The following is a 2,021-nucleotide window of genomic DNA, read 5'->3' on the forward strand; positions in this document are numbered from 1 at the left end:
GGCTTCCGCATCGAACTGGGCGAGATCGAAGCGCGGCTGCAGGAACAGGCGGTGGTGCGCGAAGCGGTGGTCATCGACCTCGATGGGCCCAGCGGCAAACAACTGGCCGGCTATCTGGTCCCTGCCGATCCAGCGATCCTGAACGAACCGCAAGCGCAAAGCGAGCTACGTGCCGAACTGAAAGACCACCTCAAAACCGCCTTGCCGGACTACATGGTGCCGGCGCACCTGATCCTGCTGGAACGGATGCCCTTGACGCCCAATGGCAAGCTGGACCGCAGGGCGCTGCCCAGGCCGGATGTCAGCCTGTTGCAACAGGAATACATCGAACCGCGAAGCGAACTGGAGCGGCAACTGGCCGGGATCTGGGCAGAGGTGCTGAAGGTCGAGCGGATCGGGTTGACCGACAACTTCTTCGAGCTGGGTGGCGACTCGATCATCTCCATCCAGGTGGTCAGCCGGGCACGGCAGCAAGGGATACAGATCACCCCCAAAGACCTGTTCCAGCACCAGACGATCCAGGGCCTGGCCGGTGTGGCGCGGCGCAGTGAAGGTTTGCGGATCGAGCAGGGGCTGGTGATGGGTCAGTCACCTTTGACCCCGATCCAGCACTTCTTCTTCGAAAGCGCTATCCCCCAACGTCACCACTGGAACCAGTCGGTACTGCTCAAACCAACCCAACCGCTCGATGCCGGACTGCTGAACTCAGCCTTGAGTGCTTTGCTCCGACAGCATGATAGCCTGCGCCTGAGCTTCCGGCAGATTAATAGCCAGTGGCAGGCACAGTATCTGGACAATGTTCCAGTCGACGTGTTGTGGCATAGCCAACTGAACGATGCCTCAGAGATCGAAGCGGTGGCCAACGAAGCCCAGGCCAGCCTGAATCTGAGCGAAGGTCCTCTGCTGTGTGCTGTCCTGATGCAACTGGCGGATGGTTCGCAACGGCTACTGGTTGCCATTCACCACCTGGTCGTGGATGGGGTTTCCTGGCGGATTCTGCTGGAAGACCTGCAGACTGCCTATGCCCAACTATTGACTGGTCATCCCATTCAGCTCTCGGCCAAGACCAGCTCGTTCAAGGACTGGAGCGAACACCTGCAAGCCTATGCCCACAGCCCAGTGCTCGAACAAGAGCTGGGCTACTGGCAAGATCAACTGCAAGATGTCGACGACACCTTGCCGTATGATCACCCAGACGGTAGGCAACAACAGAAACATGCCGTTTCCGTCAGTACCCAACTGAATCGCGACGACACCCGACGTTTGTTGCAGGAAGCACCGGCTGCGTATCGCACCCAGATCAACGACCTGCTGCTGACCGCCTTAGCCCGGATCATCTGCCGCTGGACCGGCCAATCTTCAACCGTGATCAAGCTGGAAGGTCATGGCCGGGAAGACCTGTTCGACGACCTGGACATCACCCGTACCGTGGGTTGGTTCACTACCGCTTTCCCGGTCAAACTCAGCCCACAGGAAGGCATGACTGACTCGCTCAAGACTATCAAGGAACAATTGCGAGCTGTCCCCAACAAGGGTATTGGTTATGGCCTGCTACGTTACCTGGGTTCACCTGAAGCGCAAACCAGCCTGCAGGGCCTGCCTCAAGGCTCTATCGTCTTCAACTACCTGGGCCAGTTTGATGGCAGCTTTGATGCCGAAGAAGGTCTATTTGTACCTTCTAGGGAGAGCGGTGGCGCGGAGCTGGACGAAGCGGCTCCGCTGGATGCAGCCATCAGCATCAACGGCCAGATCTATGGTGGAGAGCTGAATCTGAGTTGGACGTTCAGCGGCGAGGTATTCGAGCAGAGTTCAGTGCAACGCCTGGCCGAAGCGTACGCCCAGGAACTGCAAACTCTCATCGCACACTGTACCGCAGAAGGCAGCAGCGGCGTCACCCCCTTGGACTTCCCGCTGGCTGGCTTGAGCCAGGCACAGCTGGACCAGTTGACCGCGAACATCCCGTCCGCCCAGATCAGCGATATCTACCCGCTCTCGCCGATGCAGCAGGGCATGCTGTTCCA

Annotated in this window: 1 protein-coding gene; it reads left to right on the forward strand. The window is 59.1% G+C overall.

Annotated elements, in window-relative coordinates; genetic code table 11:
* Window positions 1-2,021, forward strand: a 2,021-nt coding sequence (locus FHR87_RS18790; RefSeq protein WP_246336114.1) for a condensation domain-containing protein, incomplete at both ends; no start/stop codon positions are given.

The organism is Azomonas macrocytogenes (genome assembly GCF_014191985.1).
GTDB classification, from domain to species: Bacteria; Pseudomonadota; Gammaproteobacteria; order Pseudomonadales; family Pseudomonadaceae; genus Azomonas; species Azomonas macrocytogenes.